Origin of the sequence: Streptomyces lycii (assembly GCF_009735685.1) — a bacterium.
Lineage (GTDB): Bacteria > Actinomycetota > Actinomycetes > Streptomycetales > Streptomycetaceae > Streptomyces > Streptomyces lycii.
Window position 1 is genome coordinate 1 of record NZ_WHPN01000336.1, and the last position, 16,556, is coordinate 16,556.

Sequence of the window (16,556 nt, forward strand, 5' to 3'; positions counted from 1 at the left end):
TAGGAGCTCTCTTTCGGATCACTTGGTGACGGTTCGATTTCAGGGCCTGCTGATTCCGATGGAGCTGCCGCCTGCGACGATGCGCTGGTGAGCTATGACCTTGCGGTGTGGGACGGCGACCGTCCACTCAACGACGGCCAAGCGGGCTCGACCTACGACGAGCTCTTCGAGCGCTACCTAGAGTCGGACGATGTTGTCGTACCTCCGGTGCCGCGCATCGTGGCCTACGTGGAAGCCCTCGTCGCGCGGTACCCGGACGACGAGGGCAGTGGCGTATGGGCGTCACCGCCGGTCATTGGGGAGGCATCGGGGCCGATGGTGTACCTGCTCATGTCTTATGGCAAGGCTGAGGAGGTGTCCGAGTACGCCTCTGCGCTGGCTCGCGAGCATGGACTTGTCTGCTTCGATCCGCAGGCGGAACGCCTCCGGCCGTGAGCTGCCTTTCTCTCAGCGGGCAGACCATAGGAAGATGCCAGCAATGTGGAGTCCGGCCAGGTAGATGGTGGCGGTCTTCTCGTAGCGGGTGGCGATGCCGCGCCACTGCTTGAGGCGGTTGATGCACCGCTCGACGGTGTTGCGCTGCTTGTAGGCTTCACGGTCGAAGGCCGGTGGCCTGCCGCCTTGGCTGCCGCGTCGCAGCCGGTGGTTCCGCTGGTCCGCCGGGATGGGGATCACCGCCCGGATACCGCGTTTGCGCAGGTGGGCGCGGATCGCGCGAGATGAGTAGGCCTTGTCGGCCAGGACTACGTCCGGCCTGGTGCGCGGACGACCGCGCCGTCGAGGAACACGCAGGCGGGCCATGACACCAGCGAAGGCGGGCGCGTCGCCGGCCTGTCCGGCGGTGAGGACGAACGCGAGCGGCCGACAGCGGGCATCGGCAGCAAGGTGAATTTTCGTGGTCAGCCCGCCGCGGGAGCGACCGATGGCGTGGTCGTCCGGCTCGCCGACCGGGGCCCCTTTTTACGAGCTCCGGCCGCGTGCTGGTGAGCCCGCACGATCGTGGAGTCCACCGACACGGCCCAGCTCAGGTCCTCATCCGCGTCGGCCTGGGCAACCAGGGCGGTGAACACCCGCTCCCAGGTGCCGTCCAAGGCCCACATCCGCAACCGGTTGTAGACGCCCCGCCAGTTGCCGTACCTCTCCGGCAGGTGCACCCACTGCGTGCCGGTCTGGAACTTGTAGGCGATCGCGTCGATCATCTGGCGATGATCCCGCCAGCGCCCACCCCGCTTCGGTGTCCGGTCCGGGAGCAACGGCTCGATCCGCGCCCACTGCGCATCAGTCAACGGCACACCCGGACCAACGACCGACTGATCCAAACGAAACTGCCTAGTCGTCCGGCCCCTCCGGCACACTATCGACAGCGTGTCCAACACGTGGAGCTTTTACACAACTCCGCTGTGTAGCCGCTCCGGAGAGCGGACCGGCGCCCGTCCCCTCCGCGCGGGCCGCGCAGCGCCGGGACGCCTACTGCGGTACGGCCCGGCGGGACGCCTACTGCGGTACGGCCGGGCCCACCGGACCGCCCGGCTCGTGCAGTTGCTGGGTGGTGGAGCGGAACTCCGTGAGCCAGTCGTCGGTCTCGGTGCCGATCCGCTCCCGCACCGCGGTCACCAGCCGCCCGATCAGTTCGAGCTGCCGCTCCAACTCGGACGCGGACAGCGGCCCGCCGTCCGTCCCGGCCCCGTCCCGCCCGCCGGCCCGCAGCGTGTCGGCCGCCCACGCCAGCCGTACGTCGTTCAGCTCCCCCCGCAGCGCCTGCGCGGCCCGGATGTCCCGCATCCAGCCCGTGGACAACCCGAAGACCAGGTCGAACCCCTTGCACCCGGCCGCGAGCCCGAGCAGCACATAGCCCCAGCCCCCGGGAGAGCGTCCGGCCACGGCGCTGCTCAGCGGCAGCACCGCCCCGGCCACCGTGAGCAGCACGACGAGCGCCCGGACGGTCTTCGCCCCGATCCGCTTGAGCCGCTTGTCCCGCAGATACCAGTCGATGGCGTCCTCGGCCTCCTGCTCGGCCCAGGCCCGCAGCAGCCGCACCGCCTCGCGCTGCCCGCCGGGCCCGCCCGGCAGCACCGGGAAGGGCCGTCCGCGCAGATCTCCCCGGCCCCGCCCGCGCCGCCGCGCCCCGGTTTCCTCGTCCCGCTCCAACGCCGTCCCCCTCAACTCCGGGCACCGTCCCCGGTGTCCCGCACTCCGGCCGTAGGCGCACAGTCTCCCCACCGCCTCCGCCCGGGTCCACAGCCGGTGCCGGAGTCCTCGGCACGGCGACTCCGGGGCCGGGGAGGCGACCGGGGGGAGCGCCCCGGGTTAAGCCCGGCTTAACCGAGCCCTAAGCCCTCGCTATGCCCGGACAGGAACTCACATAACCGCAGGTCAGAGACTTTTGTGCGATGGTGCGGGCGGTTGGCGGCGGCCCGCCGGGTGCGTAGCATCACAGGCCCGTCGGCGGAGACCGTCGCGGTTTGGGAGCGCTCTCAGCAATCGGGCGCTTCCGGACTCCCCCCACTCGCCCACGTCCCCCGCCCGGCGCAGCATTCCTCATCTCCCACAGAGAAGGTACGTAACGCCATGGCCGCTCACCGTGCACGGAGATGGTCGGTCGGAGGACTCGTCCTCCTGCTCACCGCCGCTCTCACCACCGCCGTCCTGATGAACACCTCCGGGCCCGGCACCACCCGGGCGAAGGCCGCCGAGGCCGCGCAGACCTGGTCCGACGAGTTCGACGGGCCGGCGGGCAGCGCCCCGGACCCCGCCAAGTGGACGCACGAGGTCAACGGCGACGGAGGCGGCAACAACGAGCTGCAGTACTACACCGACGACACCGCGAACGCCGCCCTGGACGGCAACGGCAACCTGGTCATCACGGCCCGCAAGAACACCGACCCCGATCTCCGCTGCTGGTACGGCCCCTGCGAGTACACCTCGGCGCGGCTGAACACCGCCCGGACCTTCACCCAGGCGTACGGCCACTTCGAGGCGCGCATCAAGATCCCGCGCGGCCAGGGCATATGGCCGGCGTTCTGGATGCTGGGCTCCGACTTCGGTGACGTGGGCTGGCCGAACAGCGGCGAGATCGACATCATGGAGAACGTCGGCAAGGAGCCCGGTACCGTCCACGGCACCGTGCACGGCCCCGGCTATTCCGGCGGCGAGGGCATCGGCGCCCCGTACTCGCTGCCGAACGGCGAGGCCTTCGCGGACGGTTTCCATGTCTTCGCGGTCGACTGGAGCCCGGAGTCGATCACCTGGTCGGTGGACGGCAACGACTTCCAGACCCTCACGCCCGCCGATCTCGGCGGCGACGAATGGGTCTTCGACCACCCGTTCTTCATGATCATGAACGTCGCGGTCGGCGGCAACTGGCCCGGCAGCCCGGACGCCTCCACCTCCTTCCCGCAGAGCATGACCGTCGACTACGTCCGCGTCTCGGCCTCGGACGACGGCTCCGGCCCGGGCGACCCCGGTGACCCCGGTGACCCGGGCGACCCGGGCGAGGCCGTCGCGATCCGCGGCATCGGCGACATGTGCGTGGACGTGGCGGGCGGCACGGGCGCCGACGGCACCCCGGTCCAGCTGCACCACTGCACCGGCCACGCCGCGCAGCAGTGGACGTTCCACGACGACGGCACCGTACGGGCGTTCGACAAGTGCCTGGACGCCGCGGGCGCCGGGACCTCCGACGGCACCCCCGTCCAGCTCGCGAACTGCAACGGCTCCGCGGCACAGGACTGGGTGCACACCGAGGCCCGTGACCTGGTGAACGTCGGCGCGGACAAGTGCCTGGACGCCACGGGCGGTTCCGCCTCCGACGGCACCCGGCTCCAGCTCTGGACCTGCACGGGCGCCGCCGGCCAGAAGTGGACCACCGGCTGACCCGGCCGGACCGTACCGACACCCCGCCCCCCCTGTCCTCCGACTCCATCCCCGTCCCCGCTCCCGCACAGAACAGGAAGCACCCCCCATGACGCCCCGCCACCGCACCCCCCTCACCCGCCGCAAGGTCGTCACCGCCCTCGCCGGTGCCGCAGTCGCCGTCCCGGCCGCCGCCCTCGTCGCGCCGCACGCCCTCGCCTCGAAGTCCTCGGACGGCGGCGGCGCGAAGGCGAAGGCAGCCGGCGCGCTGCCCGTGACGATCGTCAACAACTCCGGAGCGTTCGACAACGCCTCGGTGTTCCTCTACATCGTCGGCAACCAGGACGGGAAGCAGGTCCGGCTCACCCCGGACGGCACCCTCGCGCCGATCTCGTTGTCGGACAACGGCGCGGACGGCTTCACCGACTACGCCCTCGAACTGTCCGGCAGCGGTGAGACGAAGCTGTCGCTGCCGTACATGTCCGGGCGGATGTACGTCGCGCTCGGCGGCAAGCTGAAGTTCAAGGCCGTGGAGGACGGCAACGGCAACGCGGCCCTCGCGTACCCGGCCGGCTGGGTCGAGTCCGACCCGAACTACGAGGTGCTGCACGACTGCGCCGAGTTCACCCACAACCCCGACGGCATGTTCTGCAACACCACCATGGTCGACATGTTCAGCGTCCCGCTGAGCATCCGGCTGACCGGCGCCAAGGACCAGACGACGGGCACGCTGCGCGACGGCGGGCGGGAGCGGGCGTTCGCCGCGGTCAGGGAGATCCCGGAGTTCGAGCGGCTGGTGGTGGACGACCGGCGCATCATCGCGCCCGGGCACGGTCTGGACACCGGCCTCTTCGACGAGAACTACTTCGCCCCGTACATCGACGAGGTCTGGTCGACGTACACCGGCAAGGACCTCACGGTCACCACCAACGCCGGGACGTTCACCGGCCGGGTGCGCGGCGAGCAGTTCGTCTTCAGCGGCCCGGCCTCGGTCTCCTTCGCCAAGCCGTCCACGCGTGACGTGCTGTTCTGCGACGGCAAGCTGGCCGCGCCGAACGACGGCACCACCGGTCCCGTCGCCGCGATCCTGGGGGCGGGCTTCAACCGCTCCACGCTGGTCAGCGCCCCGTCGCAGCCCACGACGGACCCGGCGGCCTTCTACGCCACCGAGCTGACCAACCACTACTCCAAGGCGATCCACGCCGCGACGGAGGACGGCAAGGCGTACGGGTTCGCCTTCGACGACGTGGCGGACTTCGCCTCATACGTCCAGGACCACGCGCCCACCGGCTTCCGGCTGGAGCTGACGCCCTTCTAGGGGCGCATCACTGCGTGGCCCCGGGCGGATCCGTCAGGCGCCCGGGGCCCCGCCGCGCTCCCGCCGGCCCGGCTCAGGGACCGGGGTGGTCGGGGAGGCCGGCGGAGTCCGCGATTTCCCGGCCGGGGCGGGCGGCGGGCCCGTGCCACTCCAGGACCAGCACGGTGGCGTCGTCGTCGAGCTGCCCGTCGTGGTAGTCGAGGATGCTCTGCGTCAGCCGCCGCAGGGTCTCCGGTGCGGGCAGCCCGTCGGCGTGCTGGCGCACGAGGAAGTCGACGAAGCGGTGCAGGCCGAACTCCCGGCCGCCGGGCCTGCGCGCCTCGGTGATGCCGTCGGTGTAGAGCACGAGCCGGTCGCCCGGCTCCAGTTGCTCCTGGCAGACGTGGGTGGGCAGGCCGAGGTTGGCCCCCATCGGGTGCGCGGGCCGGCACCGCAGATGCGTGGTCCAGCGGCCGCCCCGGATCACCACGGGCTGCTGGTGCCCGCGGTTGACCCAGCTGAGCAGGCCGGTGCGGGTGTCCAGCTCCGCCAGCACCCCGGTGACGTAGCGGGTGGGGCCGAACTGCTCCAGCAGCTCCCGCTCGATCTCCTCGCCGATGACCGCCAGGGGCCGTCCCTCGCGCCGGTGGTTGCGGCAGGCGGCCATCGCGAGGTTGGCGGTCAGCCCGGCGGACGTGTCGTGGCCCATCGCGTCGAAGACCGCCACATGCACGGTGTCCCCGGAGATCGCGTACTCGAAGGCGTCACCGCTGACCTGGTGGGCCGGTTCCATGGAGGCGGCGATCACCACCCGGTCGTCGGCGTAGGTCCGCGGCTGCATCAGGTGCCACTGCATCTCGGCGGCGATGTTCAGCGGCTCGGTCCGCATCAGCCGCGCGTGCGCGTCACTGAAGCCGCGCTTGCTCACCACGATCACCGCGACCAGCGACGCCAGGTCCTCCATGTCCCGCGCGACCCGGTCGTCGTCCCGTGAGGTGGACACGTACAGCACGCCCAGGCGTTCGGTGCCGTCCAGCAGCGGCACCCACCACTGGTGCGGGGGCCCGCCCCCGGTGCCCGTCTCGGCCGGCAGCACCTTGCCGTACTGGAAGGCCCTTCCGGCGACGGTGCCCTGGACGCTCAGCCCGTCCCCGGTCCCGGTGTCCGCCCGGCCCGGCGGACCGGTGCCGCCCACCCGGCCGGGCGGCAGGACCCGCAGCACGTGCTCGCGGAGATCCACCAGATGGATCAGTACGTCGTCCACACCGGCCACGGCGGCGTGCCGCGCCACCGCGGCCGGGATCTGCTCGAACGCCAGCAGATGGCTGTCGCCGAGCAGTCCGCTGAGCATGAGCCCGCTGGCACGGTCCCGGTCCGTCATGCCGTCCGTCCTCTCAGGCCGATGATGCCGACCCTGTGAGTCTGCCCCGTCGGGTCACAGGCATGGATCAACGCCGAGTGCGGCCGGCGGCGGACCCGAACGCCCCACCGGAACGGCGGGCGCCGGGACGGCGGGCCGGAACGCCCCCTCCGGAACGGCAGACCGGAGCGGCGGGCCGGTACGGCTCCTTCCGGCGGGTGCCGCCCCGGTCCGCCCCGGTCTCCCCCGTGCCGCCGGCGTCAGGCGTTCGCCGGTTCGGCCCGCGCGGCTGCCGCCGCCTCCAGCCGTGCCTTCCGGGTGCGCGGCCCGAAGACCGCCAGCGCGACGGCGCCGACCATCCAGGTCCCGGCGATGAAATAGAACACGCTCTCGTAACCGGTGCGGTTGTAGAGCGCAGCGATGATCAGCGGACCGGCCGCGTTGGAGAGGCGTCCCAGGCCGTACGAGATCCCGGTGCCCAGCGCGCGGCCGCGGGTGTCGAACAGCTCCGGCGAGTACGCGTACGCCAGCGCCGTGTAACCCCGCTCGAACATGTTCACCAGGAAGCCGAAGACCACGATGAGGACGGGGTTGAAGGTGAGCCCGTAGAGCAGACCGCAGGCCGCGATGACCGTGCCGAAGGCCACCAGGCACCACTTGCGCTCGAACCGGTCGGTGACGAGCGCGGCCAGGAAGGAGCCCAGCGGCGCGCCGACCGTCGTCAGCGCCACGTAGAAGATGGACTTCTCGACACTGAAGCCCTCGTTGGCCAGCAGCGTGGGCGCCCAGCTGGAGTAGCCGAAGAAGCCGATGGTCTGCGTCACCCAGAGCACCACCAGCAGCGCGGTCGGAGCCAGGTACTTCTTCTGGAGCAGGATCCTCAGCGGCGCCTTGGCGTGCCGCACCCGCTCGACCGGCGGCAGGGCGTCGGGCAGCGCGCCCTTGTCGGCGGCCACCCGCGCCTCGATGTCCCGCAGCACGGCGTCGGCCCGGGCGTACTCGCCCCTGCTCTCGTACCAGCGGGGGGATTCCTTCAGCTGCCGGGTGAAGAGCACGAACAGGATGCCGAGCGAGCCCCACAGGAAGACCAGCCGCCACGACCAGTCGTTGACCGGCACGACGAAGCTGGCGATGAGGTTCGTCGCCGGGGTGCCGCAGATGCCGATGACGATGGCGTACGCCTGGAACTTGCCGCGCTTGGCGGCCGGGTACAGCTCGCTGATGTAGATGACGGCGACGACCGTCATCGCCGACAGGCCCGCCGAGGTCAGCACGCGGAACACGCCGAGCGAGACGATGTCCCAGGAGAAGACCGTGAGGAAGGAGAAGGCGCCGAACCACAGCGTCGTCCAGGTCAGTGCCCGTTTGCGGCCCCACCGGTCGGCGATGCCGCCCGCGACCACGGAGCCGATGAACATGCCGACGAACGACAGCGAGGTCACGTAGGCGACCTGGTTGACCGTGACGCCCCACAGCTCGACCAGCTTCGGGGCGGTGGTCGCGAAGGTGTTGATGTCCGCGAACTCGAAGAAGTACGCGAAGGAGACGGCCACGAGAGTGGTCTTGTGGAAGCGGGAGATCGGCAGTCTGTCGAGCCGGTTCGCCGCATTGGAATGCTGCATGGCTGGGCCCTTGTCGAAGAGGGGAGGGGGAGGGTTCAGACGCCTTCGCCGGGCCAGTAGAGCCGCATCGGGTTCTCCACGAGCAGTCTGTGCTGCTGGGCGGGGGTGACGGCGACGTGCGGTACGTAATCGACCAGCAGCCCGTCGTCGGGCATGTGACCGGTCAGGTTGGGGTGGGGCCAGTCGGTGCCCCACAGCACGGACTCCGGGAACTCCTCGACGACGCGTCGCGCGAAGGGCACCACATCGGTGTAGGGGTGCCGCTGTCCGTCCAGAGCCGCGGGTCCGGTGACGCTGAGCCGCTCGGGGCAGCTCACCTTCACCCACACGTCGTTGCGTTCGGTGAAACGCAGGAAGCGCGTGAACTCGGGATCGCCGACCGGGCGGGTCACGTCCGGCCGTCCCATGTGGTCCACCACCAGCGGGGTGGGCAGCGAACCGAGGAAACCTTCCAGCTCCTCCAGGTCACCGGCTTCGAAGTAGACGACGACATGCCAGCCCAGCGGCGCGATCTTCTTCGCCACGGCCGCCAGTTCGTCCTTGGGGGCGGTGTCGACGAGGCGCCTGAGGAAGTTGAACCGCACGCCGCGCACTCCGGCCGCGTCCAGCTCGCGCAGCTCGGCCCCGGTGATGCCGGGCCGTACGGTGGCCACGCCGCGCGCCCGGCCGCCGGACGCCCGGACGGCGTCGACCATGGCGCTGTTGTCCGCGCCGTGGCAGGTCGCCTGGACGATGACGTTCCGGCTGACGCCCAGCCGGTCGCGGAGCGCGAAGAGCTGTTCGCGGCCCGCGTCGCAGGGCGTGTACTTGCGCTCCGGGGCGTACGGAAAGGTGTCCCCGGGGCCGAAGACGTGGCAGTGCGCGTCGACGGTGCCGGGCGGCAGGGTGAAGGCGGGGCGGGACGGGTCCGGGTGCCAGTCCAGCCAGCCGGGGCTCTTGGTGAAGCGCTCGCTCATCAGTCCACGTACCTCAGTCCGGCGGCCTTCAGCGGCTCGCGCATGCCGTACATGTCGAGGCCCAGCTCACCGGCCGCGAACCGCTGCCGCTTGCCCTCCTCGTTCTCCTCCCGCCGCCGGGACGCCTCCGCGGTCTCCCCGGCCCGCGCGGCCGGCACGACGACCACGCCGTCGACGTCCGCGACGACCACGTCACCGGGGTTGACCAGGGCGTTGGCGCAGACCACGGGAACGTTGACCGAGCCCAGGGTGGCCTTGACGGTGCCCTTGGAGCTGACCGCCCGGCTGAACACCGGGAAGTCCATCTCCTCCAGCGCCGCGACATCCCGGCAGCCGCCGTCGATGACCAGCCCGGCGCAGCCCTGCGCGCGCAGCGAGGTGGCCAGCAGCTCGCCGAAGAACCCGTCCTCGCACTCGGTGGTGCAGGCGGCGACGAGGACGTCACCCGGCTGGAGCTGTTCGGCCGCGACGTGCAGCATCCAGTTGTCACCGGGCTGGAGGAGCACGGTGACGGCGGTGCCGCAGAGCCCGGCGCCGGGGTAGACGGGCCGGAGGTAGGGGCGCATCAGGCCGACCCGGCCCATCGCCTCGTGGACGGTGCTCACTCCGTACGCGGCCAGCGCCTCGACGTCCGCGCGGGGGGCGCGGGTGATGTTGCGGTGGACGACTCCGAGTTCGTACATGCTGATCTGTTCCTTCCGCGCGCTCAGCGTCCCTGCCGGTTCAGCAGGGCGTCGAGACGGGGGTAGACGGCGCGGGCGTTGTGCTCCTGGACGGCGGCCAGATCGCCGGCGGACAGCCCGGCGGCCTCCACATAGCGGCGGGTGTGGTCGAAGTGGTGACCGCTGCACGGGTCGATGTCGCGGACGGCGCCGATCATCTCCGAGGCGAACAGGACATTGCGGACCGGCACGACGTCGAGCAGCAGGTCGATGCCCGGCTGGTGGTACACGCAGGTGTCGAAGAAGACGTTGCCGAGGAGGTGCTCCGCCGGCTCCGGCCTGCCGAGCGCCGTCGCCAGCCCCCGGAAGCGGCCCCAGTGGTACGGCACCGCGCCGCCGCCGTGCGGGATCACCAGCCGCAGCCCGGGGAAGTCCCGGAACAGGTCGCCCTGCACGAGTTGCATGAAGGCGGTGGTGTCGGCGTTGAGGTAGTGCGCGCCGGTGGTGTGGAAGGCCGGGTTGACGCTGGTGCTGACGTGCACCATGGCCGGGAGGTCGTACTCGACCAGCTTCTCGTAGAGCGGGTACCAGGAGCGGTCGGTGAGCGGCGGGGACGTCCAGTGGCCGCCGGACGGGTCGGGGTTGAGGTTGACCGCCACGACGCCGTACTCCTCGGCACAGCGGACCAGCTCCGGAACGCAGGTGGCGGGGTCGGCGCCGGGGGACTGCGGGAGCATTGCGGCGGGCGCGAAGCGCTCCGGGTAGAGGGTGCTGACGCGGTGGCACAGCTCGTTGCAGATGGCGGCCCAGCGCGCGGAGGTGGCGAAGTCACCGATGTGGTGGGCCATGAAGGAGGCGCGCGGCGAGAAGACCGTCAGGTCGATGCCCCGCTCGTCCATCAGCCGCAGCTGGTTGCCCTCAATGCTCTCGCGCAGCTCGTCGTCGCTGATCCGCGGCCCGGCGGGGTCGGGCGCGGCGGCCGGATCGTCCAGGGAGGCGATCTGCCGGTCCCGCCACTGCCCCAGGGCCGGGGGCGCGGTGGTGTAGTGGCCGTGACAGTCGATGATCAACGCTGCTGCTCCTTGTCGTGCCGTGCCGCCCCGTCCGGTGACGTCCCCTGCCGCGGCGCCGCTGCCGCGGGCGGGGCGGCCAGGTCGCCGGGGCGGCGGGGAACCAGCACGTCACCGGCCATGATCAGCCGCGCGGTGCGCAGCAGGGCGGACCGGGTGACCCGCTGCGGGTCGGCGGGGTCGAGGCGCAGTTCGACGCCGAACTCCCCGGAGGGGTGCTCGACGGAGACACGCACACCGTCCCCGGGAGCGCCGTCGTCGGGAGCGCCGTCGTCGGAGGCGCCGTCGTCGCAGGCGCCGTCGTCGCAGGCGCCGTCGTCGCAGGCGCCGTCGTCGCAGGCACTGACCTGAGCCGCGAGATCGTGGGCGACGCTGCCGTCGAGGACGCAGGCGGTGGCCGCGGTGACGGCGGCGAGGACGCCGATCGAGGCGTGGCAGACGTGCGGGATGAAACTGCGGGTGCTGATCGTGCCGCCGTGCGCGGGCGGCGCGACCAGCGTCATCTTCGGGTAGTTCCGCTCCGTCACGTCCCCCAGGCCCATCAGCTGCCCGCACGCCAGCCGCAGCGCCTCGACGCGGGCCCTCAGCTCGTCGTCGGCGTTCAGCTCGGCCGCGGACTCGTATCCGGTACGGCCGAGATCGGCGGCGGCGACGATCACCAGCGGCTGGCCGTTGTCGACACAGGTGACGTCGAGCGGGCCGGTGCCCGGGACGTCGACCCGGTCGCGCACGTTGCCGGTGGGCAGCAGGGCCGAGCAGACCGACCCGGCGCTGTCGGGGAAACCGATCGTGACGGGCGCGGCGGTGCCGGGGACACCGTCGATGCGGGTGTCGCCGTCGTACTCGACGTAGCGGCCGGATTCCCCTTCCGGCGTACGGACGGTGATCTCGGCGACCAGGCCGGTGTTCAGGGTGAGCACGCGGGCGGTGGTGGTGTCCCCGCGCGGCTCCAGCAGCCCGGACTCGATCGCGAACGGGACCACGGCCGCGAGCATGTTCCCGCAGTTCGGGGTGGTGTCCACGGTGTCGCTGCCGGGCTGGAGCTGGGCGAACCGGAACTCCAGGTCCACCCCCTCCCGCTCCCCCGGCCCGACGATGCCGGCCTTGCTGGTCAGGGGGTGCGCACCGCCCAGCCCGTCGATCTGGCGGGGATCGGGCGAGCCCATGGCGGCGAGCAGTACGGCGTCCCGGGCGGCGACGTCCGAGGGGAGGTCGGCGACCCGGAAGAAGGGGCCGCGGGACGTGCCGCCGCGCATGAACCAGCAGGGGACGGCGAGCTGGCCGCCCTGCGGCCGGGGCCTGCCTCCGGGCCCGGAGGCAGTCGTCGTGGACTGTTCCATCACTCTGCCCGCGCTCCCTGTCCGTCGGCGATTTACGTCAACGTAACCGTCGACCTGATTGTTGACAATATGCTTGACGAAAAAGTTTCAGCGATCATCGGCAAGCCGCCCCGGGCGGATAGACTGCGTGACGGCCGGCGGGGAGAGCCGCCGGCGGGGGCGTGCCGGAGCGTGAAGAAGGCGGTAGGAGTGGCGGAAAACCGGGTCACCGGTCAGGCGGGACGGAACGTGGTCGGCACGGGGATCCGCCAGGCGCTGCGATCCGGGGACATGGTCCCGGGGCAGCGGCTCATCGAGCAGGAGCTGTCCGACACCTTCCACGCCACCCGCAGCTCCGTGCGGGAGGCGTTGCAGGATCTGGCCGCGGAGGGCCTGGTCGAGCTGATTCCGCGGCGCGGCGCCCGGATCCGGGTCGTCTCCGTGGACGAGGCCATCCAGATCACCGAGTGCCGGGCGGCGCTGGAGGGCCTGTGCGCCCGGCGCGCGGCGGAACTGGCGACGCCCGCGCACCGGGACACGCTGATCGGGATCGGCACCCGGATGCGGCAGGCCGTGGCCGACGGCGACCTCGACACGTACTCGGCGCTCAACCGCCGGCTGCACGACCTGATCGCGGAGGCCGGCGGCCAGAAGGTGGCACAGTCCCTGCTGGACCGGCTGAACGGCCAGATGGTCCGCCACCAGTTCCGGCTCGCCCTGCGCCCGGGCCGCCCGGCCCAGTCGCTGCCGCAGCACCTGGCGATGATCGAGGCGATCACGGCGGGCGACCCCGACGCGGCCGAGACGGCGGCACGGGACCACCTGGACAGCGTGATCCGGGAACTCCGGGCGACCCCGGACCGGGACAACGGCGAGGGCTGAGGGAGGGGAGGCGGGTCGAAGGGACGCGTCACCCCTCACCCCTCACCCCTCCGCCGCGGCCGTCCCGCCCTCCCCCTCGTCGAAGCGTTCCGGGCCGGGCAGCCGGTCACCGCGGCTCAGCGCGACGCGGTGCACGTCGTGGAGCGACTCCGCCAGGCGGGCGGCGAGGTAGCGAAGCTGGTCGCGGGTCACCCGCCGGTCGCCGAGCATGTCCCCGGCGTGGCCCAGCAGTTCGGCCGCCATTCCGAGTTGCGCGTTCTCGGCCTCGTCGGCCAGCCGGGACACCCGCCCGCCACCGCCCCCGAGGAGATAGCAGGGCCTGCCGTCCGGGGTGGACCACGGCAGCAGGCGCCGACCGCCGCCCGGGGCCGTCGCGCCGGTCACGCCGCCGCCTCCGCCCCGTGGATCCGCCGCGGCCCGGTGCCGAGCCCGTACACGGGGAGCCACCGCGCCCGTCGCCGCACCCGCTCCCGCTCCCGCCGGGCCCGCTCCCGCCGGACCTCCCCCCGCCAAACCTCCTCCTGCCGCTCGCGAGCGATGACCTGACCGACAAGACACAACATGACGTCAACTCCGTGTGGTCGGCGACCGGACCCCGGACCGTCACCCCGGTCGCGCGGGCCCCTGACTTCACTGTCGCTGTGTAGCGATCCACTCACACACTGAAGCGACGCGGGCTACGCTGACCAGGGGTTTCAAGGTGACGAAAGCTCTGTCACACGGGAGTTGAACGGTGAGCAACATCTATGGGGAATGGCTCCGCGGCCAGCGCGCGAGGGTCGGACTGACACAGCAGGAGCTGGCGGACGCGGCGATCATGACCCGTTCACACATCGCCCACATCGAGGCCGGCCGCCGAGTCCCGTCCCGGGAGGACGCCCGTCGCCTGGACAGGGCCCTGAACACGGGAAACGTACTGAGCAGCTTCCTCCCGCAGGACGACGTGGCGGTGGCGGACTACTTCGAGGCGGCACGCCAACTCGAACAGCAGGCGACGGTCATCCGGGAGTTCGCGCTGACCTTCGTGCCGGGGGTTCTCCAGACGGAGGCGTACGCGCGTGCAGTTCTGCGCGTCGGCTTCCCTCCATTGAGCGAAGAGGAATGTGACAAGCTCGTCGACACACGGCTGGAGCGCTCAAGGATCCTCAACGATCCGGTGACGCCAGTGGTGTGGGCGCTGCTGGACGAGACGGTTCTCCGCCGGCCGGTGGGCCAACCGGCTGTCATGGCGGAACAGTTGGCGCACATCGTCCACCTGGCCGAAACGGAGCGAGTTCGTCTGCACGTAATCCCGTTCGGGCTGGGACCCCATCCCCTCATGCAGAGCATGCTGACGCTGATGTGGTTCGAGGACCAGCCACCGGTCGCCTACTCGGAAGGGCTGCAGATCGGCAAGGTGCACGACGCCCCGGCCGACGTCGAACGACTGCAGAACGCCTACTATCTCGCGCTGGGTGACGCACTGCCGATGAAGGAGTCCGTCGCCATGTTGTGGGCGACAGCGAAGGAATACGGACACCATGACTGAGCACACCCTCCCCACCCCGTCCCGCCTGCGCGGTTGGCGCAAGTCGTCGTACAGCGGCAACGAAGGCGGCAGCTGCCTGGAGGTGCTGGACGGCCAACCGGGCGGCGTCCCGGTCCGCGACTCCAAGAACCCCGACGGCCCGGCGCTCGTCTTCCCGGCCACCGGCTGGTCGTCCTTCATATCCGCGGTCAAGACCGGCGCGCTCCACGCCTGAGGCAGCACAACCGGTCCGGCCGGCTGCGGCGCCGCGTCCCGCACGGTGCGGCTGACAGCGGTGCGGCGGCGGTGCGACACTCGGAGGACAACGGAGGCAGGCGGCCGGGAAAGCCACGGCGCGCGACGGGGGCGCATCCATGGAAGAGGGCGACGTACACCAGCGGAAGATCATCGCTGGGGTGCACAACGCCACGCGGATCCTGACGGTGGGATCGCTGCTCGTGGTGTCCGTCACCGCTGCCCGCCTCCTGACGGGCGGCAAGTCGGTGACCGTGGCGCAGGTGTCGCTGTCGGTCGACAGGGTGTGGCTGGTCTTCGGCGCGTTGACGCTCGCCCATGTGTTCGTCGCCGTTTTCCTCGTACGAGCCATCGAGGACTACCGCTGTCTGCTGCCTTCGGGCGACCGGGCGGGGTGGGTCTTCGACGAAGTGGCGGCGGCCGGCAACGGGTTCGTGCACGGGCTGGTGTCCCGGGCGCTGCCGCGCAAACCCGGCGGGCGCTACTTCCCGATGTCCTGGAACGACCCGTCGGCCTGGGTCGCCCACAGCGCCGCGCTGCTCGCGTTCGTCGCCATGTTGCCCTGGTGGTGGGGGAGGACCGGGCTTGCCTGGCACGGACCGTGGTGGATGATCCCGGTCGCCCTGGCCGTCGTCGCCGGCAACTGGCAGGCCGGCGGTTACTGGCTGATCGGCCTCTCCAGGCTCGACCAGGTCCGCGTCGACGAACGGGAGGCGAGCCTGCGCCCGGTCGACGAGGACGACCTGCTGCGTATGCGTGCCATGCACGACGCGATGCAGGAACCAGGGCTCACCCGGGCCGAGTTCGAATGGCTGCTCGGCCGTTACCGCAGCTTGATCGAGCACCGCTTCCGCATCCGGACGCACCAGCAGGAGCAGGAAGCGGCTGTGCGCGACGTCCGTATGCGGCCGGCGTCCCAGGCCGAGCGCATGGCGATCGCACGTCATTACGAGGCGGTCAGAGGAGAGTTCCCGTACTGCGATCTGCCCCCGGAGCCCTGGGCCGACGCAGGCGCGAGTACGTCACCGAACACCAGGTCCCAGGGAGGATCTCCATGAAATGGTTGAACATCCTTCGCCTCCTCAATCTGACGGACACCCGCCCCAGGCACCGCCCCGGTGGTGTGGCCCCGGCACGGGAGGGCGGGCGCGCGGCGGCCCAGGAGCCGGTCCGTCCCAGGATGCGGCGCCCGGAACGGCAGTCGGCCGGGCTGTGGCAGATCCTGAAAGACCTCCGAGAGATGATCAGAGTCGTCTCCTGACACCTCCGCCGGGCCTGGTACGGGCACGCGCGGAGCGGCGCCGGGGCCAGCACCTGTCGTCGCCCCGCCCAAGGAAGGGAAACCACGCCCTTCCGCCGTATCGGGCGACGGCACAACCGAGAGCAAGACCGGCACCGGCACTGAGACCGTCGCTGAGACCGGCGCCCGTCCGGCGAGCCCGCGCACGGCGGCTCGTGAACCATCTGGCGCCCGGATGCGATCGCCGGGTGCGGGAAAATCCACAGAAAAGCAAAAGCCCCAGGTCACGGCGAGTGAGTCCTGGGGCTTTCACAGAGCCGCCTTCGGGATTCGAACCCGAGACCTACGCATTACGAGTGCGTTGCTCTGGCCATCTGAGCTAAGGCGGCCTGTCGCACGGACGACACTCCCCTGGGAGCGCGGAGGGCCGTCGGCAACGCCGCCAAGTCTACACAGTCCACGGGGGTGCCCCGTACCGGGATCTCCGCCGGGCGCGGGACGGCGGTGCCCGGGCCGCCCCCCGCGTCCGGGCGG

17 protein-coding genes and 1 tRNA gene are annotated in these 16,556 nt (G+C 71.3%); 8 read left to right on the plus strand and 10 right to left on the minus strand.

From position 1 onward, the window contains the following. Nucleotides 1-87: 87 nt before the first annotated feature. Nucleotides 88-435, plus strand: coding sequence for a hypothetical protein (locus GCU69_RS21675; protein WP_156206302.1), 348 nt, complete (start codon nucleotides 88-90; stop codon nucleotides 433-435). 12 nt (nucleotides 436-447) lie between these two features. Here GCU69_RS21675 and GCU69_RS21680 read toward each other — a convergent pair. Both GCU69_RS21680 and GCU69_RS21685 read right to left on the minus strand, forming a co-directional pair. Then, a protein-coding gene (locus GCU69_RS21680; RefSeq protein ID WP_408055805.1) for an IS5 family transposase occupies nucleotides 448-1,319 on the minus strand; the annotation gives its coding sequence in 2 pieces (ribosomal slippage) (nucleotides 448-933 and nucleotides 936-1,319; 870 coding nt in all). Between the two features lie 175 nt (nucleotides 1,320-1,494). After that, nucleotides 1,495-2,148 (minus strand): SLATT domain-containing protein, encoded by a 654-nt coding sequence (locus tag GCU69_RS21685; RefSeq protein WP_235978617.1) that lies wholly within the window; start codon nucleotides 2,146-2,148, stop codon nucleotides 1,495-1,497. Nucleotides 2,149-2,568: 420 nt separating this feature from the next. Here GCU69_RS21685 and GCU69_RS21690 point away from each other — a divergent pair, with 420 nt between their 5' ends. Both GCU69_RS21690 and GCU69_RS21695 read left to right on the plus strand, forming a co-directional pair. Beyond that, on the plus strand, nucleotides 2,569-3,873 hold the full coding sequence (locus GCU69_RS21690; protein ID WP_098750382.1) for a family 16 glycosylhydrolase: 1,305 nt from the start codon (nucleotides 2,569-2,571) through the stop codon (nucleotides 3,871-3,873). 88 nt (nucleotides 3,874-3,961) lie between these two features. Further along, on the plus strand, nucleotides 3,962-5,170 hold the full coding sequence (locus GCU69_RS21695; RefSeq protein ID WP_156206943.1) for a beta-1,3-glucanase family protein: 1,209 nt from the start codon (nucleotides 3,962-3,964) through the stop codon (nucleotides 5,168-5,170). Nucleotides 5,171-5,243: 73 nt separating this feature from the next. On the opposite strand, the gene GCU69_RS21700 is transcribed toward GCU69_RS21695, so the two are convergent. The 6 genes from GCU69_RS21700 to GCU69_RS21725 form a co-directional block, all read right to left on the minus strand. After that, the gene (locus GCU69_RS21700; RefSeq protein ID WP_235978618.1) at nucleotides 5,244-6,530 is read right to left on the minus strand and encodes a PP2C family protein-serine/threonine phosphatase; all 1,287 of its coding nucleotides are present in this window, start codon (nucleotides 6,528-6,530) and stop codon (nucleotides 5,244-5,246) included. A gap of 239 nt (nucleotides 6,531-6,769) precedes the next feature. Continuing rightward, on the minus strand, nucleotides 6,770-8,131 hold the full coding sequence (locus GCU69_RS21705; protein WP_156206944.1) for an MFS transporter: 1,362 nt from the start codon (nucleotides 8,129-8,131) through the stop codon (nucleotides 6,770-6,772). A gap of 35 nt (nucleotides 8,132-8,166) precedes the next feature. Then, on the minus strand, nucleotides 8,167-9,087 hold the full coding sequence (locus tag GCU69_RS21710; RefSeq protein WP_098750370.1) for an amidohydrolase family protein: 921 nt from the start codon (nucleotides 9,085-9,087) through the stop codon (nucleotides 8,167-8,169). Beyond that, nucleotides 9,087-9,770, minus strand: coding sequence for a 4-carboxy-4-hydroxy-2-oxoadipate aldolase/oxaloacetate decarboxylase (gene ligK, locus GCU69_RS21715; protein WP_156206945.1), 684 nt, complete (start codon nucleotides 9,768-9,770; stop codon nucleotides 9,087-9,089). Before ligK ends, GCU69_RS21710 begins: the two co-directional genes overlap by 1 nt. 23 nt (nucleotides 9,771-9,793) lie before the next feature. Beyond that, nucleotides 9,794-10,819 (minus strand): amidohydrolase family protein, encoded by a 1,026-nt coding sequence (locus tag GCU69_RS21720; protein WP_156206946.1) that lies wholly within the window; start codon nucleotides 10,817-10,819, stop codon nucleotides 9,794-9,796. Continuing rightward, nucleotides 10,816-12,159, minus strand: coding sequence for a 4-oxalomesaconate tautomerase (locus GCU69_RS21725; RefSeq protein ID WP_156206947.1), 1,344 nt, complete (start codon nucleotides 12,157-12,159; stop codon nucleotides 10,816-10,818). The genes GCU69_RS21720 and GCU69_RS21725 overlap by 4 nt, the downstream gene beginning before the upstream one ends. Nucleotides 12,160-12,348: 189 nt before the next feature. Between GCU69_RS21725 and GCU69_RS21730 the strand changes: the two genes are divergently transcribed. After that, a complete protein-coding gene (locus GCU69_RS21730; protein ID WP_235978619.1) occupies nucleotides 12,349-13,020 on the plus strand; it encodes a GntR family transcriptional regulator in 672 nt (223 codons plus the stop codon). A gap of 42 nt (nucleotides 13,021-13,062) precedes the next feature. On the opposite strand, the gene GCU69_RS21735 is transcribed toward GCU69_RS21730, so the two are convergent. Continuing rightward, entirely contained in the window at nucleotides 13,063-13,404 is a 342-nt protein-coding gene (locus GCU69_RS21735; RefSeq protein ID WP_156206949.1) for a hypothetical protein, read from the minus strand. Between the two features lie 349 nt (nucleotides 13,405-13,753). Between GCU69_RS21735 and GCU69_RS21740 the strand changes: the two genes are divergently transcribed. From GCU69_RS21740 to GCU69_RS21755, 4 genes are all read left to right on the plus strand, one after another. After that, nucleotides 13,754-14,548: a helix-turn-helix domain-containing protein gene (locus tag GCU69_RS21740; RefSeq protein ID WP_156206950.1), complete on the plus strand. Its 795-nt coding sequence runs from the start codon at nucleotides 13,754-13,756 to the stop codon at nucleotides 14,546-14,548. Further along, complete coding sequence (locus GCU69_RS21745; RefSeq protein ID WP_156206951.1) at nucleotides 14,541-14,762, plus strand: DUF397 domain-containing protein; 222 nt, start codon at nucleotides 14,541-14,543, stop codon at nucleotides 14,760-14,762. The genes GCU69_RS21740 and GCU69_RS21745 overlap by 8 nt, the downstream gene beginning before the upstream one ends. A 139-nt stretch (nucleotides 14,763-14,901) precedes the next feature. Then, nucleotides 14,902-15,840, plus strand: coding sequence for a hypothetical protein (locus GCU69_RS21750; protein WP_098752626.1), 939 nt, complete (start codon nucleotides 14,902-14,904; stop codon nucleotides 15,838-15,840). Beyond that, on the plus strand, nucleotides 15,837-16,043 hold the full coding sequence (locus GCU69_RS21755; RefSeq protein WP_098752627.1) for a hypothetical protein: 207 nt from the start codon (nucleotides 15,837-15,839) through the stop codon (nucleotides 16,041-16,043). Before GCU69_RS21750 ends, GCU69_RS21755 begins: the two co-directional genes overlap by 4 nt. A gap of 294 nt (nucleotides 16,044-16,337) precedes the next feature. Here GCU69_RS21755 and GCU69_RS21760 read toward each other — a convergent pair. Next, nucleotides 16,338-16,411, minus strand: a tRNA-Thr gene (locus GCU69_RS21760). Between the last annotated feature and the right edge of the window lie 145 nt (nucleotides 16,412-16,556).

Bases quoted from the DNA above. Each gene is read 5' to 3' on its own strand.
- GCU69_RS21690 (WP_098750382.1), top strand. From the start codon at position 2,569: ATGGCCGCTCACCGTGCACGGAGATGGTCGGTCGGAGGACTCGTCCTC.
- GCU69_RS21695 (WP_156206943.1), top strand. From the start codon at position 3,962: ATGACGCCCCGCCACCGCACCCCCCTCACCCGCCGCAAGGTCGTCACC.
- GCU69_RS21700 (WP_235978618.1), bottom strand. From the start codon at position 6,530: ATGACGGACCGGGACCGTGCCAGCGGGCTCATGCTCAGCGGACTGCTC.
- GCU69_RS21705 (WP_156206944.1), bottom strand. From the start codon at position 8,131: ATGCAGCATTCCAATGCGGCGAACCGGCTCGACAGACTGCCGATCTCC.
- GCU69_RS21710 (WP_098750370.1), bottom strand. From the start codon at position 9,087: ATGAGCGAGCGCTTCACCAAGAGCCCCGGCTGGCTGGACTGGCACCCG.
- ligK (WP_156206945.1), bottom strand. From the start codon at position 9,770: ATGTACGAACTCGGAGTCGTCCACCGCAACATCACCCGCGCCCCCCGC.
- GCU69_RS21725 (WP_156206947.1), bottom strand. From the start codon at position 12,159: ATGGAACAGTCCACGACGACTGCCTCCGGGCCCGGAGGCAGGCCCCGG.
- GCU69_RS21745 (WP_156206951.1), top strand. From the start codon at position 14,541: ATGACTGAGCACACCCTCCCCACCCCGTCCCGCCTGCGCGGTTGGCGC.
- GCU69_RS21750 (WP_098752626.1), top strand. From the start codon at position 14,902: ATGGAAGAGGGCGACGTACACCAGCGGAAGATCATCGCTGGGGTGCAC.
- GCU69_RS21755 (WP_098752627.1), top strand. From the start codon at position 15,837: ATGAAATGGTTGAACATCCTTCGCCTCCTCAATCTGACGGACACCCGC.